The organism is Martinezella rhizogenes, assembly GCF_027460065.1.
Classification (GTDB): Bacteria; Pseudomonadota; Alphaproteobacteria; order Rhizobiales; family Rhizobiaceae; genus Agrobacterium; species Agrobacterium rhizogenes_C.
The window spans coordinates 121275-137483 of record NZ_JAPYZZ010000014.1 but is presented as its reverse complement, the minus strand read 5'-3'; the positions used below and the strand labels follow the sequence as shown (position 1 = coordinate 137483).

General features: G+C 58.2%; 14 protein-coding genes and 1 pseudogene. 12 read left to right on the top strand and 3 right to left on the bottom strand.

Going from position 1 to position 16209, the window contains the following annotated elements:
* Positions 1–26: 26 nt before the first annotated feature.
* The 3 genes from O8B93_RS20160 to O8B93_RS20150 are packed head-to-tail and all read right to left on the bottom strand — an operon-like array spanning position 27 to position 3434.
* A complete protein-coding gene (locus O8B93_RS20160) occupies positions 27–1259 on the bottom strand; it encodes an SAM-dependent methyltransferase (protein WP_269711677.1) in 1233 nt (410 codons plus the stop codon).
* Positions 1246–2064 (bottom strand): DUF1365 domain-containing protein, encoded by an 819-nt coding sequence (locus O8B93_RS20155; RefSeq protein ID WP_269711676.1) that lies wholly within the window; start codon positions 2062–2064, stop codon positions 1246–1248. The genes O8B93_RS20160 and O8B93_RS20155 overlap by 14 nt, the downstream gene beginning before the upstream one ends.
* Positions 2061–3434, bottom strand: a complete 1374-nt coding sequence (locus O8B93_RS20150; protein WP_269711675.1) for an NAD(P)/FAD-dependent oxidoreductase — start codon at positions 3432–3434, stop codon at positions 2061–2063. The genes O8B93_RS20155 and O8B93_RS20150 overlap by 4 nt, the downstream gene beginning before the upstream one ends.
* Before the next feature lie 189 nt (positions 3435–3623).
* Here O8B93_RS20150 and O8B93_RS20145 point away from each other — a divergent pair, with 189 nt between their 5' ends.
* The 12 genes and pseudogenes from O8B93_RS20145 to O8B93_RS20095 all read left to right on the top strand — a co-directional run bounded on the left by O8B93_RS20145 (position 3624) and on the right by O8B93_RS20095 (position 16164).
* Entirely contained in the window at positions 3624–4412 is a 789-nt protein-coding gene (locus tag O8B93_RS20145; protein WP_269711674.1) for a DUF1295 domain-containing protein, read from the top strand.
* A complete protein-coding gene (locus O8B93_RS20140; protein WP_269711673.1) occupies positions 4409–5434 on the top strand; it encodes an SAM-dependent methyltransferase in 1026 nt (341 codons plus the stop codon). Before O8B93_RS20145 ends, O8B93_RS20140 begins: the two co-directional genes overlap by 4 nt.
* A gap of 159 nt (positions 5435–5593) precedes the next feature.
* On the top strand, positions 5594–5701 hold the full coding sequence (locus O8B93_RS27965) for a transposase (RefSeq protein WP_405049076.1): 108 nt from the start codon (positions 5594–5596) through the stop codon (positions 5699–5701).
* A pseudogene (locus O8B93_RS27960) lies at positions 5698–5942 on the top strand (IS3 family transposase); the annotation flags it as partial. The gene O8B93_RS27965 and the pseudogene O8B93_RS27960, both read left to right, overlap by 4 nt.
* 600 nt (positions 5943–6542) lie before the next feature.
* Entirely contained in the window at positions 6543–8189 is a 1647-nt protein-coding gene (locus tag O8B93_RS20130) for an ABC transporter ATP-binding protein (RefSeq protein ID WP_269711672.1), read from the top strand.
* A 296-nt stretch (positions 8190–8485) separates the two neighbouring features.
* A complete protein-coding gene (locus O8B93_RS20125; RefSeq protein WP_269711671.1) occupies positions 8486–8971 on the top strand; it encodes a MarR family winged helix-turn-helix transcriptional regulator in 486 nt (161 codons plus the stop codon).
* Positions 8968–9681, top strand: a complete 714-nt coding sequence (locus O8B93_RS20120; protein ID WP_269711670.1) for an SDR family NAD(P)-dependent oxidoreductase — start codon at positions 8968–8970, stop codon at positions 9679–9681. The genes O8B93_RS20125 and O8B93_RS20120 overlap by 4 nt, the downstream gene beginning before the upstream one ends.
* A gap of 1 nt (position 9682) precedes the next feature.
* Positions 9683–11014, top strand: a complete 1332-nt coding sequence (locus O8B93_RS20115; RefSeq protein ID WP_269711669.1) for an NAD(P)/FAD-dependent oxidoreductase — start codon at positions 9683–9685, stop codon at positions 11012–11014.
* 139 nt (positions 11015–11153) lie between these two features.
* Positions 11154–12815 carry a peptide ABC transporter substrate-binding protein gene (locus O8B93_RS20110; RefSeq protein ID WP_269711668.1) on the top strand — a complete coding sequence of 554 codons (1662 nt, stop codon included), beginning with the start codon at positions 11154–11156 and terminating at the stop codon, positions 12813–12815.
* A gap of 128 nt (positions 12816–12943) precedes the next feature.
* Positions 12944–13894, top strand: coding sequence for an ABC transporter permease (locus O8B93_RS20105; RefSeq protein ID WP_269711667.1), 951 nt, complete (start codon positions 12944–12946; stop codon positions 13892–13894).
* A 41-nt stretch (positions 13895–13935) separates the two neighbouring features.
* Positions 13936–14826 carry an ABC transporter permease gene (locus tag O8B93_RS20100; RefSeq protein ID WP_269711666.1) on the top strand — a complete coding sequence of 297 codons (891 nt, stop codon included), beginning with the start codon at positions 13936–13938 and terminating at the stop codon, positions 14824–14826.
* A gap of 12 nt (positions 14827–14838) precedes the next feature.
* The gene (locus O8B93_RS20095) at positions 14839–16164 is read left to right on the top strand and encodes an NAD(P)/FAD-dependent oxidoreductase (protein WP_269711665.1); all 1326 of its coding nucleotides are present in this window, start codon (positions 14839–14841) and stop codon (positions 16162–16164) included.
* The last annotated feature ends 45 nt before the right edge of the window (positions 16165–16209 follow it).

The following is a 16209-nucleotide window of genomic DNA, read 5'->3' as shown; positions in this document are numbered from 1 at the left end:
GTCTTTCTCCGCTTGTTCGCCCCGCCTCATCCGTGTTCTATGGTGTACAGGCCCACATTTATCGTCCCCTCGGCAAAACCCGCTTCGCAGTAGCAGAGGTAATAATCCCAGAGCCGCCGGAAGCGTTCATCGAAGCCGAGCAGGGAAATCGTTTGCCACCGGGCGTGGAAACGCTGGCGCCATTCCGCCAGTGTGAGCGCATAGGACTGGCCGAAAAGCTCCGTCTCCGTGAGTTTCAGGCCGGCTTGTCCGACGGCTTTTTCAAGCGCTGAATCGGATGGCAGGAAACCGCCCGGGAAGACGTATTTCTGAATGAAGTCAGCCTTGCGCCGATAGGTATCGAAGCGGCTTTCGTCAATGGAGATGATTTGCAGCACCGCACGGCCGCCGGGTTTCAGGCAGCGTTTCAGCGTTTCGAAATAGCTTGGCCAATAGGCTTCGCCGACAGCTTCAAACATTTCCACCGAGACGATATTGTCGAATTGGCCCTGCACGTCGCGGTAATCCTGCAGCCTGAGATCGATCCTGCCCGCCTTGTTTTCTTTCTCCGCCGCATTTTCTGCCCAACGCAACTGGGAGGGGGAAAGGGTGATGCCGGTCACGTCGGCATTCTGCTGCGTGGCGAGGTGGATGGCGAGTGCACCCCAGCCGCAGCCGATTTCGAGTACGCTGTTATTTCCGCTTAGCTGCAGCTTCTCGGCAATTCGCTCGAGTTTCTTCCGTTGAGCGGCCTCGAGGGTGGGTGTGGTGTCGTCGAAAATCGCTGAGGAATAGAGCATCGAGGGATCCAGCCATTGCCGGTAGAACTCGTTGCCGAGATCGTAATGTGCTTCGATATTACGGCGGCTGCCGCGTCTGGTATTGGCGTTCAGAGCATGTGCCATGCGGTTGATGAGGCGCATTGGCAGGCTGCCGCGCGTCGACCTTGCAAATGCATCTTGATTCTGAGCGGCGAAACGGATGAGTGCCGTCAGATCAGGCGTAGACCAGTCATTTTCGATGAAGCCTTCCGCGAAGCCGATATCGCCATTGACGAGCACCCTGCGGATGGCCCGCCAGTTGTGCAGCACGAGAATGGCCTCGCTGCCTTCCGAATCGCCCGATTTTTCGAATGTTCCGCCGCCGGGAAGAGTTACGCGCAGGCGTCCGCGCTCGATATTGCTCAGCAGCCGGTTGATGAGCCATGTGCCCATGCCGGCGCTACCGTTGAGGCGCGTGTTCTGTGCAGGTAGTTCCGAGAGATTTTCAAACGGGGTCATGAATTCTGGCCTCGATTTGCGACGATGAAGGATGAACGAAGGAGACAGGCTCGGCGGGCGGCAGCGGACGTTTTTTGAGCCGCACGCCCTTCAGCCAGATTTTAAGGGCTTCCCAGTGAATGCCGAGAACGACCTTGAGCGTCAGGAACGGGATGGTGATGAAGGCTTTGAGCAGAGCGCGATCGGTCAGCTCGACGCGCCGGGCAAGATGACGGGCCGTCAGGACGAGGCTGGCATCGTCGGAAGTTTCGATGACGATCTTCAGCTTGTCGCCGGGTGGAACGACGCGGAAAACATAGTGGAGGTCCATGTCCATGAAAGGTGAGACATAGAAGGCCTTGTCGCATCGCTGGACGATCTCGGTCTCATTGCCAGTCTCCACCGGGATCAGATAGGAATGCCGTTGCCCGAAGGTGTTATCCACCTCCCAGAGGATGGCTTTAAGCGACATGTCTCGCCCATAGCAGAAGAATACGCTGAGAGGGTTGAAGGCCCAGCCGAGCAGGCGCGGCATGGTGAGGAGGCGAATGGGCCCTCCATCCACGGCGATACCCGCCGCCGCCATCGCTGTCTCTATCTGCCGGCGCAAGCCAATCGCGCTGCCGTCGCCACGGTCCCTGCGATGAAATGAAAACAGGTTGAACCGGTCCACGGAGAAAAACCGCAATTTCCGGTCGAGTACCTCCAGCTCATCGAGATCGAGAAGCAGCGAATAGATCCGGTAGGCCAGTTTATGGGTTTTCGGCTTGAAGCGTGCGTGGGTTACATGGCCCGGAAAAAGCGCTGATGTAAGGGGAGGCGTCATGCTGTCGCCTCCATGAGTTCCGTGTCCGTCGCAATGGTTTTCAAATCCAGGCGAATGATCCGGCCGCTATCGTCGGCAACCTTCCATGGTCGTGCCACCCCGCCTAAATCTTCAGCGACCGCAAGCCCGGCCTGAAGTCCGTCCTCGTGAAAACCCGAACCGAAATAAGCGCCGCAGAACCAGGTGTTTCGCAGACCCTGCAGGGCCCAGAGTTCCTGACGCATCTGTTCGGTGCCGGCGTCGAAAACGGGATGGTGATAGGTTTCCTCGGCGATGATTTTTCCTTGATCCGGTTCCCGGACCGGGTTCAGCGTAACGAAAGTGTCCGGGATTTCACCCAACGGCTGAAGACTGTTCATCCAGTAGGTGATGCTCGGCTGGCCCGCCTCAATGCGCGTATCGGCCACATAGTTCCAGCTTGACCAGGCGGCGCGGCGTTGGGGCATGAAACTGCTGTCGGTGTGAAGCACGGCGCGGTTTTTCGTATAGCCAAACGCACCGAGGATGCGCTGTTCCGCGGGCGAAGCGTCCACGAGCATGTTCAGCGCCTGATCCGCATGGGTTGCGATCACCACGTCATCGAAGCGGGTGGTTTCTCCGTCAGCCGTGGTGAGTTCGACGCCGCGCGGCAGGCGGCGAATGCGCGTCACCGGTGTCGAGAGGCGAATTCGGTCGGCAAACGGTGCCGTGATGCGTTTGACATATTCGCGCGAGCCCCCGACAACGGTGCGCCAGACCGGCCGATTGCGCAGCAACAGCAGGCCGTGATTGCGGCAGAATTTGATGAAATGCGCTGCCGGATAACGGCCGACCTCCATCGCCGGCGTGGACCATATGGCTGCCGCCATGGGATAAAGATGATCGTCGCGGAAAGCCGATCCGTACCGGTTGCGCGTGAGATATTCGTCAAGCGATATGTCGCCCATCAAATGCAGATCGCGGGGGGCATTGCGGTAAAACCGAAGGAGGTCCGCCAGCATCGCCCAGAAACGTGGTCTGAGCAGATTTCTCTTCTGTGCCAGCAGGCCAAGACCGGTTCCGCCGGAATATTCAAAGTCGCCATTGTCTAAAGAGATGGCGAAAGACATGTTCGAGGCCGCGGTCGGTACGTCCAGCGTTTTGAAAAGCGCGGTAAGGTTGGGATAGGTCCACTCGTTATAGACAATGAACCCGGTATCGACATGAACCGGTCCACGATCCGTATCGAATCGCACCGTATTGCTGTGGCCGCCGACGCGATCAGCCGCCTCATAGACCGTGACATCGTGCCGTTTCGACAAAAGCCACGCTGCCGACAGGCCGGAAATTCCCGTTCCCACAATCGCGATGCGGCGCCGGCTATCTTTTTGTCTCGCTTCCGTGTCGGTCATCTATCCTCGCTATCGCATTACAGAAATTTGTCGTGGGACAGCGCAGATACGAAGCAGGGGGCGGATAAGTTTCAGGGGGCAGGTGTTTTTTTGGAATCTTTCCGAAACCTGAAACTCTTTTGCCGGTTCGGTCGTATTTGCCATCACGAAACCCGGTCTCCATCTGTTCAAACGGTGAGCGAAGTAGTGATGTTGTCTGTGACCCTGACGCTTGCCATTCTCATGTCGCTTCTGATGGCAGGCGCGTGGGCGCTGCAGAGAGCAACCGGTTCGAGCGGCTGGATCGACACCGTCTGGTCTGCGAGTGTGGGGCTTGGCGGTGTTCTGGCTGTTTTATTCGCGGAAGGAGACGGCTGGCGGCGCGCGGCCGTATTTTTTCTTGTCGTGGTCTGGTCGTTGCGGCTTGCCGGGCATATCGGCCTGCGCACGCGAGGTGGAGGAGAAGATCCCCGTTATGCAAAGCTGATCGAGGAGTGGGGCAGCGCCGCCTCTCTCAGGCTTTTCATTTTTCTCCAGATACAGGCCATCGCCGCTTTCGTTCTGGTTCTCGCGATTTATCTCGCTGCCAGTAACGTTCAGGATTTTCCGCGTGCCATCGATGGCTTCGCCACGGTGATCGCTTTGACCGCACTGGCCGGTGAAGCGCTCTCGGATGCCCAGCTTTCAAAATTCCGAAAGACGCCGGAAGCCAAAACCGGCGTTTGTGAAACCGGCCTTTGGCGTTATTCCCGCCACCCCAATTATTTCTTCGAATGGCTGTTCTGGTGCAGCTTCCCGTTGCTTGCCGTTCAGGAACAGCTCGTGTCCTGGGCGTCGCTCGCCGCACCCGTCATGATGTATTGGCTGCTCGTCCACGTCTCCGGCATTCCGCCGCTTGAAGAGCACATGCTGAAATCGCGCGGAGAGAAATTCCGCGCCCTGCAACGCCGCCTCAACGCCTTCTTTCCGGGGCCGCGCAAGAATGAGGAAACGCCATGAACATGCTTGCCTTCGCAATCAATGCTGTAGAACGCGCACCGCTCAGTGATGCGGTCACACTGGCGGGTATCGATATGCTTTGCGCACGAACGAAACGGCGGCTTGCAAATATTCCCGATAATTCCGAATTGGCCTTTGTGAAGGATATGCCGAAGTTTCCCATCGCCAGCCATACCGACGAGGCCAACAGACAACATTACGAAGTCCCAGCGGAATTTTTCTCGCTGGTTCTCGGAGCTCAGCGCAAATATTCCTGCAGTTATTATCCCGACGCCACGACGACTCTCGATGACGCAGAGACTGCGGCGCTTGCCGAGACCGTGGCCCATGCCCGGTTGCTTGATGGCATGGATATTCTCGAACTCGGCTGCGGCTGGGGCTCGCTTTCCCTGTATATGGCGGGCCGATTTCCCAATGCGCGGATCACATCCGTTTCGAACTCAGCATCACAGCGTGACGACATAATTGGTTGCGCCCGGGAGCGCGGCTTCTCCAACCTTTCGGTGGTGACCGCCGACATGAATGATTTCACGACAGGCAATCGTTTCGATCGTGTCGTGTCGGTGGAAATGTTCGAGCACATGTCGAACTGGCAGGCACTATTCGAGCGGGTTCGTTCCTGGCTGCAGCCGGAAGGCAGATTCTTCCTGCACGTCTTCAACCACAATAATCGATCCTACCGTTTTGATCACAATAATCCGGCCGATTGGATCGCCCAGCATTTTTTCACGGGCGGTATCATGCCTGCTTTCGATCTGCCCCATCGTTTTGGTAAGATTTTCGCGGTGGAACAGGACTGGCGATGGTCAGGTCTACATTACCGACGCACAGCTCTTGATTGGCTGGCGAATTTTGACCGGGAAATTGAGCGTATCCGGCCGATCTTGAAACGTGTTTACGGAAGCGACGCGCGACTGTGGGAACGCCGCTGGCGACTTTTTTTCCTCGCAACCGCCGGGCTGTTTGGGCATCAGGGTGGGAAGGTCTGGGGAGTCGGACATTATCTTCTGATGCCCAATTAAGCTCAAAGTGAATAGATGGAGTGGTTGCCGTTCTTCCCATCGCGTAGATTGAACGCAACAATCTTCAAACAAAATTGTCGCTTGGGGAGGGCGGCATGGCCTGCTGTCGGTTTCATGGACATCGAGTTAAGGTGTTCCTCCTGAAACGGGAGAGCATGAATGCAAAGACGAATATTCAGCCGCGGCTATAAGCTTGAGGCTGTGAAGCTTGTCAGGGAACGTGGGGTCACTGTTGCGCAGGCGGCTCGTGATCTTGATGTCCGATGATCATGGCGATCTGGTATCGAGGAAAACCGGACGCGCTGCTATATCATTCCGATCAGGGAAGCCAATATATGAGCGAGCAGTTCCAGCGCCTTATGGGCGACCACGGCTCACCTGTTCGATGAGCCGCTCCGGAAATGTCTGGGACAAGGCAGCAATGGAGAGTTTCTTCCCATCAATGAAAACGGAGAGAACGGCACGCAAGGTATATTGCACGGGGAACGACGCCAGAGCGGACGTATGAACAAAATGCGGAAAGGCGCCGTGAAATCGTTTCACCGCGCCGAGAGATCGAAGCATCCGGTTTGCGCGATCGACCGCTTCCTGCCTTGTGATCCAGGAACGGTAAGCGCCGACGATCAGTGCTAGAAATCCAAAGCCAACCCCCGATATGGACGTGGTTTCGTGGAGCGGCAGGCCGTTGGACCGCATGCGATCCTTGGGAAGTCCACTTTCCGGATGGTTGCCGGACCAGAAGTATTCAAAGGTACTATGATGCAAGCCATCAAGTTGAGCAGAAAATTCGTCTGGCACTTCCAATCCCGGTGATACGTTGGACCCTGCCGCGGATCCAAACCAAGGCTCATCCGACTCGCCTGCTTATTCCGAATGCCGCACGGCCCTGAGCGGCACATCTGAAAGCTTGGCGGAATGACCTTGGAACATTGACGAGCGCGTTGCCTTGGCATTTGGAAAGCCTGAGGTCGACATCGGCCCAATGGCAAACAGTTGGCAAAGCTAGACCTCACCGCTAGACAAGATAGTGGATATAGTCCACTATCTTGTCTCCGGCGTTAAGACGCCGGCCAAGGCGAACAAAGTTACAAAAAAACAAGGGGAACTTATGTCGCATCCAACCACGTCAGCCAACGTGGTGCTATCCGTTCGCAATCTCACGGTGGATTTGCCGCCGCGAATGGAGCGCACTCACGCGGTCAAGAATATCTCGTTCGACCTCCGCGCAGGTGAAATCCTGTGCATCATCGGTGAATCCGGCTCCGGCAAATCCGTCACCGCCAGCACGATCATGGGGCTGCTGTCGCCCGTGATCACAGTCAGTTCCGGCGAAATCCATTTCAAGGGAATGGACATACTCGCGGCCAGGGAAGAAAAGATCCGACCTCTGCGCGGTCAGGCGGTCTCAATCATTTTCCAGGATCCGCTTTCCGCGCTCAACCCGTTGATGACCGTCGGCGACCAGATCGCCGAGGTGCTTGAGGCGCACGGCGCGGGAACGCCCGAGACCCGCAAGGCCAAGGTTTTGGAGCTGCTGGAAGAGGTCGGTCTCCCCGAGCCGCCGCTGATGCGGCTGCAATATCCGTTTCGTCTGTCCGGTGGACAGCGCCAGCGCGTCATGATCGCCATGGCGCTGGCGCTCGACCCGGATGTGCTGATTGCCGACGAGCCGACGACCGCTCTCGACGTTACCACCCAGGCGCAGATTCTCGATCTCATCCGCAAGATCCAGAAGCGGAAGAACATGAGCGTCATGTTCATCACCCATGATTTCGGTGTGGTCGCTGAGATCGCCGATCGCGTCGTGGTGATGGAAAAGGGATATCTCGTGGAGCAGGGGAAGGCGGATCAGGTTCTGGTAAATCCCAGCCATCCCTACACCCAGCGATTGGTTGCTGCGGTTCCGCGGATGCGCGGCACCGAGCGTTCGGTCAGCGAAGAAGCTCCCGTCGTTCTTGAGGTCGAAAATCTCGAGAAGGAATATCGCAGTTCCGGCTCGTTTTTCCGTAAGGCCCGCATCGTCAAGGCTGTGAACGGTGTCAGCTTTAAACTCCGCAAGGGCCAGACACTCGGTATCGTCGGCGAAAGCGGATCGGGTAAATCCTCGCTGGGGCGTGTCCTGCTCAAGTTGCTGGAGCCGGATGGCGGTTCAATATGCTTCGATGGCCGCGACATTGCCGCGATGGACGAAGCGGCGTTTCGATCGATGCGACCCTATATCCAAATGATCTTTCAGGATCCGTTTGCCTCGCTTAATCCACGCCATACCATCGGCAGGATTTTGACAGTCGGGCCTGTCGCCCATGGGACGGCTCTGCATGAGGCGAGAATAAAAGCCCTTGGTATTCTGAAACTCGTCGGTCTGGATGAGCAGGCCTATGACCGTTTCCCGCACGAATTCTCCGGCGGCCAGCGCCAGCGCATCGGCATTGCCCGCGCGCTGATGTTCGATCCTGTGGTTCTGGTGGCCGACGAAGCCGTGTCTGCTCTGGATGTTTCCATACAGGCGCAGGTTCTTGAGCTTTTGGCGCGGGTGCAAAGGGAGATGAAAGTTGCGATGATTTTCATAACCCATGACCTCAGGGTCGCAAGCCAGATTTGCGACGATGTTCTGGTCATGCACAAGGGTACGGTCGTGGAGCAGGGGCCGCCGGCGAAAATCTTTCGGGCGCCTGCGCATCCCTATACGCAGAAACTCGTTGCGGCTATCCCCGGCGCGGACTGGGAACCGGTAGCCACGGCCACGGGCATGTAGCACCAGAGCCTGCCGGGCGGGGTGCCCGGAGGGGCCTGCATATCGCGCGATATATTGAAACCGTCTCGACCGCCGGGTCTTTCGTTGATCCGGCGGCGACTTGGCGTCGTCGAATAAGGTATTGTTTTATATAATAAATTTCGAAATTTCTCCAAAAAATAGTTGCGTTTATCCACTAATTGTCATTTCATGCAGTCACAAAATTGCAATACGACATGGCCGGAAAACCTGCACTGTGGCGCGCCGGAAAAGCGCATCCGCAAATGCCGCCCTTTGACCATTCGAACGGAAACTTCATGTCCAAACCAACTGCAAAACCGCCGATATCGCCGACAGACATCAATCTCGACGTGCTTGAAGACACGCTGAGCTTTTACATCCGCACGATCAACCTTGCCGTATCGCGTGATCTCGATATCCGGCTGGAAGGGCTGGATGTGGCGAAAGGAACCGGCAAGATCACGACATTGTTGCTCGTGGATGATTATCCGGGCATCCGCCCCTCCGTCATCGCGCATGTGACGATGCGGGACCGTTCCGCCATGGGCAGGGTCATCGACCAGATGGTAGCCCACGACCTGATACGCCGGGAGGTGTCGCAGGAGGATAGCCGCGCGCAGGAGCTTTACATTACCAAGGCCGGCGCGGCGCTTGCGGTGAAAATCCGGGAGATCGTTCCGCAGCAATCGCGCGATTTCTTCAGTTTCATTCCGGAAGACGAACAGAAGCAGGTGATCGATATTTTGCGCCGCGCTTACCGTCACATTGTGGGGCGTGAATGACCGATCAAACGACAACACGCGTCGCTCTCATATCCGGCGCAAGTAGAGGGATAGGTGATCATGTCGCCGCGGCGCTTCTTCAGGAAGGCTGGTTGGTCTCGCTTGGTATGCGCAGCCCCCTGCTTCCGCAATGGGCTGTTGGGCACGAGGACAAGGTCCATCTTGCCAGTTATGACGCGAATGATGTGGTCGCTGAGACGCGCTGGGTGGACGAGGCCTTTCAGCGTTTCGGTCGCATCGACGCGGTCGTGGCGAATGCCGGTATCATGATCCCGAAAACGGTGATCGAAGCGGATGACGATGATATCGACGCCATGCTCGCCGTCAACGTCAAGGCGCCGCGAAGGCTGGTGAAGGCCGCCTGGGAAGCCCTGTGCGAAAATGGCCGTGGCCGCGTGATCATCCTCGCTTCGCTTTCGGGAAAAAGGGTGAAATCCGCCTCGGCCGGCAGCTATTCGCTCTCCAAATTTGCCGCCGTCGCGCTCGCGCATGCCATCCGGCAGGCGGGTTTCGACAGGGGCGTGCGCGCCACCGCCATATGCCCGGGTTTCGTCGCCACCGATATGGCGACGGCCTTATCCGAACGGCCGGCGGATCAGATGACCCAGCCCGCCGATCTTGCCCGCATCATCGCCATGCTGCTGGCCCTCCCGAACGAGGCGTCCGTCGCCGAATTCGCCATCAATTGCCAGCTTGAGGAGTTTTTCTGACATGCCCGGTCCTTATGTCGTTCCCGTTCACGGTGATGGGGAATTGCCGAAAGAAGTCGATGTCGTCGTCATTGGCGGGGGCATTATCGGCACCTCCACCGCGCTTGAACTTGTTGATCAGGGGTTGCGTGTCGCGCTTTGCGAAAAGGGCGGGATCGGTCATGAACAGTCGAGCCGCAACTGGGGTTGGGTGCGTATTTCCCGGCGCGATCCGCGCGAAGTGCCACTGATGGCTGAAGCGCTGCGCATCTGGGCCGACCTCAACCGCCGGACGGGGCGGGAGACCGGTTTCAAGCGTTCCGGCATCGTCTTCACCTGCGCCAACGACAAGGAGTTTTCCGAGCACGAGCGCTGGAACCGCAATCTGGACGGTTACCAGATTGAAAGCCGTATGCTGAGTGCGGCGGAATTCAAGGCGAAATATCCGGGCTCAAACATGAACGTCGCCGGTGCGCTCTACACTGCCGGTGACTGCCGCGCCGAGCCGCAACGGGCCGCTCCTGCCATTGCGGAAGCGGCCCGCGATCGGGGTGCCTTCATCCTGACGGAATGCGCCGTGCGCGGTCTCCAGCTTTCCGGCGGCAAGGTATCGGGTGTCGTGACGGAACGCGGTGAAATCGCCTGCAAGGCGGTGGTCATGGCCGGTGGCGCCTGGTCCAGCCTGTTTCTCGGCAATAACGGTCTCGATCTGCCGCAGCTCAAGGTCATGAATTCCGTGCTGCGCACGAAGCCGCTGGAAGGTGGTCCGGAAGAGGCGATCTGGTCGAATGGGTTTGCGATCCGCAAGCGTCTTGACGGTGGATATACGATTGCGAACGGCTTCCAGAACATCGTCGATATTGTGCCCGCGTCTTTCCGCTATGCGCTGAAATTCCTGCCCGCGCTGCGGCATGAGTGGTGCTCGCTCGACCTGCGCCTCACAGGCCGGTTTTACGATGAATGGCGCATCCCACGCCGCTGGGCGCTCGATGAACCATCACCCTTCGAATATAATCGTGTGCTCGACCCGATTCCGTCTGTCAGCATGACGGATGGCGCGCTCGCGAAACTGAAGCAGGCCTTTCCGGTCTTCGAAAAGGCTGAAATCTCGCAGCGCTGGGCGGGCATGATCGACGTGACGCCCGATGCCATTCCGGTGATCGATGCCATCGACGCCATTCCAGGTTTCCATGTTGCAACCGGCTTTTCCGGCCACGGCTTCGGCATCGGCCCGGCGGCGGGAAAACTCATGGCCGATATCGTCACCGGCCGCAATCCGATCGTCGATCGCTTTGATTTCCGGTTCAGCCGCTTCAGCGATGGCTCGAAGATCGAACTGGTCAGTGGTTTTTGAAGGACGGAGCAAGGCGGTTCAAGCACCGCCGTTCTGCTGAGGCATGAGGCAGGCAACTGCTGATGGGAGTAGTACCGCCCAAAGAGGCGGAAGCAACAATAATCGTCATGTTCAACCATCGGATCAAGGGGAACTAAAAATGTCCGACCAGAACAAGCCGTTTATCAACACCACCCGCCGCCAGGCGCTTGGCCTTTTGGCGCTTAGCGCATCCGGCGTCGTGCTTTCCGGCCTTCCGGGTTTTTCCCGCGTCATGGCGCAGGACAAGGCCGCCAAGGGCCAGCTCACGGTCGGCTTCTCGCAGGAGCCCACCGTCTTCAACCCGCATATGCCGCATATCGAAGTCGACGAAGGCATCCATTTCAGCATCTTCGACCCGCTCTTCTATGTTGATGAGAAAGGCGCGTTCGTCGCCGCGCTCGCCGCCGAAGTGCCGACGGTTGAAAATGGCGGCATTTCCGCCGATGGCCTCAACTGGAAGGTCAAGCTGCGGGACGATGTCAAATGGCACGATGGCAAGCCGTTCACTGCCGAAGACGTGAAATTCACACTCGAGCTTCTCGTTGATCCGAACTTCCGTTCGTGGCGCAAGACTGGCCATGAATATGTACGTGATCTGACGGTGGTATCGCCGACGGAAATCACCTGGAAGATGGAAAAGCCTTTCGCGCCCTATCCGTCTATCCTCGCCTCCACCTTCATCACGCCGAAACATCTTCTGGGTGCGGAAGCCGATCGCAACACCGCCGCCTATAACAACGCGCCAGTTGGAACGGGTGCCTTTAAATGGAAAGAGCGTGTTGCGGGAGACTACATTCTGCTTGAAGCCAACGCCGATTATTTCGCCGATGGTCCGCATATCCAGCGTCTGATATACAAATATGTGCCTGACCTGAATGTCATGTATACCCAGTTCAAAACCGGCGATATCGACGTCGCCGGCCTGCAATGGATTACGCCCGACCATTACGACGAGGCCAAGGATCTCGCCGGCAAGGTGGTCAATGTTGTGCCCGGTTCGACGATCGAATCTCTCTCGTTGAACATGGAACGGCCGCAGTTCAAGGACCCGGCCGTGAGAGAGGCGCTCTATGCGGCCATCGACAAGCAGTCGATCATCGAGGCGCTTTATTACGGCTTGCCCACACCGACCGAAAGCTACGTGCCGCAGCAGTCGTTCTATTACAATCCCGATCTTCCCAAGCACGAATATTCCATCGAGAAAGCCAAAAAGCTGCTCGATGATGCGGGTTGGGTGGCCAGCGCCGACGGTATCCGCGCCAAGGATGGTGTGAAGCTCGCCTTCACCTGCTCCACGACGGCGGGCAATCACATCCGCGAACAGGTTCAGCAATATATGCAGCAATCCTTCAAGGATATCGGCGTGGAGATGACCATTTCGAACCTGCCGCCGGCTGTCATGTGGGGTGACTACTGGATGCTGTCGAAGTTCGATTCGGTTATTGTCGGCCTCGACTTCTTGACCGGCCCCGACCCCGATACCTCCGACTTTTTCCGCTCGACATCGAGCGGGGCGAAAGGCGGTTCGGGCCAGAATACCTGGCAGTTCGTCAACAAGGAGGTTGACGACCTTCTGGCCAAAGGCGGCGGCCTCTTCGTTCCGGAGGAGCGCAAGGCGGTTTACCTAAAGATCCAGGAGATCATGCGCAAGGAACTGCCGCTGCTGCCGCTGTTCCAATATGCGACGGTGCGCGGGCACAAGCAGGGCGTCGAGAACGTGAAGCCCAACGTCAATACCCGCATCGACACCTGGAACGTCGCAACCTGGCGTTTGGCATAGAGCCTGCCACAGACGGGGCCTTGTGCCTGACCCGTGTTGGAAAGTGCCGACTTTGAAACAGCCGGCACTCTAACGGCTATTCGTGGATGGGCCGCTGTCCATCTCGCGATGCGACCTGGAGTCTCATCATGCTGACCTTTCTTCTCCATCGGATATGGCAGAGCCTTGTGCTTTTGCTACTCGTTTCGATCATCGGTTTTGCGATCCTCAATCTCGCGCCCGGCGGACCATTATCTCAATTTGCCCTGACGCCCGGCATGACGCGGGAGGCGCTCGATCGTATCGCCCATCAAATGGGCCTCGACAGGCCCTTGCCGGTGCAGTATCTCGAATGGGCCTGGCGCCTGCTGCAGGGCGATTGGGGCAAATCTTACCGCGACCAGCGGCCGGTTCTCGACATCATCTCCGGACATCTGTTCGCGACGCTGCTGTTGATGGTCTCATCGACGGTCGTATCGATTCTTGTCGGGACATGGATCGGGATAAAAGGCGCCACCAAGCGCTATACGCTGTTCGATTATACCGCGACTGTCGGCGCGATGGTCGCGCTTTCCATCCCCACCTTCTGGTTCGGGCTGGTTGCGATCTATGTTTTCGCGCTGCGGCTGAAATGGCTGCCGGCGGGCAACATGTATACGATCGGCGATCAATCCTTTTACGACTACGCCATTCACCTGATCATGCCGAGCCTCGTGCTCGCTCTCGTCAACATCGCAGTCTGGAGCCGCTATATGCGGACCGCCACGCTTGACGTCATCAATCAGGATTTCGTCCGCACCGCCCGCGCGAAGGGGCTGACCCCGCGCCGGGTTCTGATGAAACACGTCGTCGGCAATGCGCTTCTGCCGATGATAACCCTCGCCGGCCTCCAGCTTCCGACGATTCTCGGCGGCGCTCTGGTCACGGAGACGGTCTTTACCTGGCCAGGCATGGGCCGACTGTTCCTCGATAGCCTCGGTTATCACGACTATCCTGTCGTGATGGGACTTCTCATGTTTTCCGCCATCCTCGTGCTGCTCGGCAGCTTGCTCGCTGACCTGCTGGTCGCCCTCGTCGATCCCCGTATCCGGCTCGGATAAGGCCTGATCGCCGGACGCCGCACTCAACCGAAGGAAAGACCATGTCCGCTGCAACACTCCATCCCTCGCAGGCCACGCCGCGATTCCACTGGTCGCAGAATCGCACGCTTCGTCGTTTTGCCCGCCACAAGCTGGCCGTGCTCGGCCTCATCATGATAACCGTCATGATTTTCGCCTGTGTCGTCGGGCCATACCTTTTGCCTTACGACGAATTGTTCATCGATCTGCGCGCCCGTTTTGCGCCGCCGATGACCGGTTATCATATCTTCGGTACGGATCCGCTCGGACGCGACATAGCTGCGCGCCTGTTTAATGCCGGCCGTATCTCGCTGCTGGTTGGTTTCTTCGCCATGGTACTGTCGACGCTGATCGGCACGGTTATCGGTGTCGTGGCCGGTTATTACGGCGGTCGTATCGGCGCGATCCTCATGCGTTTCGTCGATGCATTTCTTTCCTTCCCGAGCATTTTTCTGCTTTTGGCGCTGGCCGCTTTCGTCAAGCCAAGCCCGTTCATGATCACGGTGATCATTGCCGTCACGAGCTGGATGGAGATCGCCCGTCTGGTCGAGGCGGAAGTACGGTCGCTACGCGAACGTGACTTCGTCATGGCTGCACGTATGCTCGGCCTGCCCAATGGCTGGATCATGTTTCGGGAGCTTTTGCCGAACGCCGTCGGCCCCATCATCGTCGCCGCTACCCTGACGGTCGCGCGCGCCATTCTTCTGGAAGCCTATATCAGCTTTCTTGGGTATGGCATTCAGCCGCCGCTGCCGAGCTGGGGCAATATGCTGAATGGCGCCCAGCAATATCTCGACAAGGCTCCCTGGCTCGCCATCGTCCCCGGCGTCGCCATCACGCTTGCCGTCACCAGCTTCAACTTCATCGGCGACGGGCTTCGTGATGCGCTCGATGCCCGCAGCGACCTGAACTGAGGGTTTCAGAGGATGGTCTCGTTTTCACCTTTTGACGTGACGCTGTGGTACGCGACTGCAGCTTCCGCGCCGCAGACGGAGCCTCTCTCCGGTCGTGTTCAGGCCGATGTCTGCATCGTGGGCGCGGGCTACACCGGTCTGACGACCGCGCTCGAACTGGCGAAAGCGGGCGTCAATGTTGTGCTTATTGAACGGCAGGAGGTCGGATTCGGCGGTTCGGGTCGTAATGCCGGGCATTGCACCCCAACTTTTACCCATTACAGCCTGCCCGAGCTGCGCGGGATGCTGGGCGAACCCTGGGCAGAACGGCTCATCGAACGGCAGACGCGGGCGAATGATCGCGTCTCAAGCATGGTCCGCGATTACCAGATCGACTGCGAATGGGTACAGAACGGCTATGTGATGGGCGCGCCGCACAGGGGCGCCATGGATGAGATCAGGCGTAAGGTCGAAACCTATAATGCGGTGGGCGCGAAAACCCGGCTTCTCGGCCGCGACGAGGTGGCGGCGGTTACCGGCAGTCCACGTTTCCACGGCGGCTGGCTGCATGAGGAGGCAGGCCACCTCAATCCGCTCGGTTATGCCCGTGGTCTTGCCCGGGCGGTCATCCAGGAGCGTGGGAAGATATTCACCGGCTCGGCTGTGACGGGCTGTGAGCGCGACGCGGGTGGGGGTTGGAGAGTGACGACGGAGCGGGGCGAAGTTATCGCATCCAAGGTGATCTTCACCACCGGCGCCTATACCGTTGGCGGATGGCGTAAACTCGATCGAACCTTCAAGATCCAGCGCGTATTCGTTGCCGCGACGCAAATACTGTCGGAAGAGACCCGCAGCACCGTCCTGCCGCGGAATACGACTATCCACGACGGCCGTGGAGACATTTATGTCTATAAATACAATGCCGAAGGCCGGATTGTCGCATCAATGTTTCCCATGGGACGCCGGGGGCGGGACATGGCCTATACGAGACAGGTCATGAGCGAACGGCTCAAATGGCTGCATCCCCAGCTTCGCGAAGATATCCGCTGGGACTATTTCTGGTTCGGTGAACTCGACATGCAATATCGCACCGTTCCGCGCTTTTATGACCTCGCGCCGGGTGTCGTGGCTCTAACCGGTCTTTCGGGCCGCGGCGTGCCGACTGGTTCGATGCTGGGCTCAATTCTTTCGGAATGGGCGCTCGGCAAGCGGGAAAACGAGCTGGCGTTGAAGCTGGAACCGTTGAAGGCCGCCCCCTTCTACATGGGTTTCGCGCCAGCGCTGGCGCTGCGTTATTACCGGCTGCGCGACAACATATCAACGAAACTCGCCGGGGCGGAACTCCCGCCACATGCCTAATGCCGGCACGGCCATGAGGCTGGTGCGAACCCTCAACAGACACAG

Coding starts and splice junctions, on each gene's coding strand:
- O8B93_RS20155 (WP_269711676.1), bottom strand. CDS start 2,064: ATGACGCCTCCCCTTACATCAGCGCTTTTTCCGGGCCATGTAACCCAC.
- O8B93_RS20125 (WP_269711671.1), top strand. CDS start 8,486: ATGTCCAAACCAACTGCAAAACCGCCGATATCGCCGACAGACATCAAT.
- O8B93_RS20110 (WP_269711668.1), top strand. CDS start 11,154: ATGTCCGACCAGAACAAGCCGTTTATCAACACCACCCGCCGCCAGGCG.
- O8B93_RS20100 (WP_269711666.1), top strand. CDS start 13,936: ATGTCCGCTGCAACACTCCATCCCTCGCAGGCCACGCCGCGATTCCAC.
- O8B93_RS27965 (WP_405049076.1), top strand. CDS start 5,594: ATGCAAAGACGAATATTCAGCCGCGGCTATAAGCTTGAGGCTGTGAAG.
- O8B93_RS20105 (WP_269711667.1), top strand. CDS start 12,944: ATGCTGACCTTTCTTCTCCATCGGATATGGCAGAGCCTTGTGCTTTTG.
- O8B93_RS20150 (WP_269711675.1), bottom strand. CDS start 3,434: ATGACCGACACGGAAGCGAGACAAAAAGATAGCCGGCGCCGCATCGCG.
- O8B93_RS20115 (WP_269711669.1), top strand. CDS start 9,683: ATGCCCGGTCCTTATGTCGTTCCCGTTCACGGTGATGGGGAATTGCCG.
- O8B93_RS20120 (WP_269711670.1), top strand. CDS start 8,968: ATGACCGATCAAACGACAACACGCGTCGCTCTCATATCCGGCGCAAGT.
- O8B93_RS20145 (WP_269711674.1), top strand. CDS start 3,624: ATGTTGTCTGTGACCCTGACGCTTGCCATTCTCATGTCGCTTCTGATG.
- O8B93_RS20140 (WP_269711673.1), top strand. CDS start 4,409: ATGAACATGCTTGCCTTCGCAATCAATGCTGTAGAACGCGCACCGCTC.
- O8B93_RS20130 (WP_269711672.1), top strand. CDS start 6,543: ATGTCGCATCCAACCACGTCAGCCAACGTGGTGCTATCCGTTCGCAAT.
- O8B93_RS20095 (WP_269711665.1), top strand. CDS start 14,839: ATGGTCTCGTTTTCACCTTTTGACGTGACGCTGTGGTACGCGACTGCA.
- O8B93_RS20160 (WP_269711677.1), bottom strand. CDS start 1,259: ATGACCCCGTTTGAAAATCTCTCGGAACTACCTGCACAGAACACGCGC.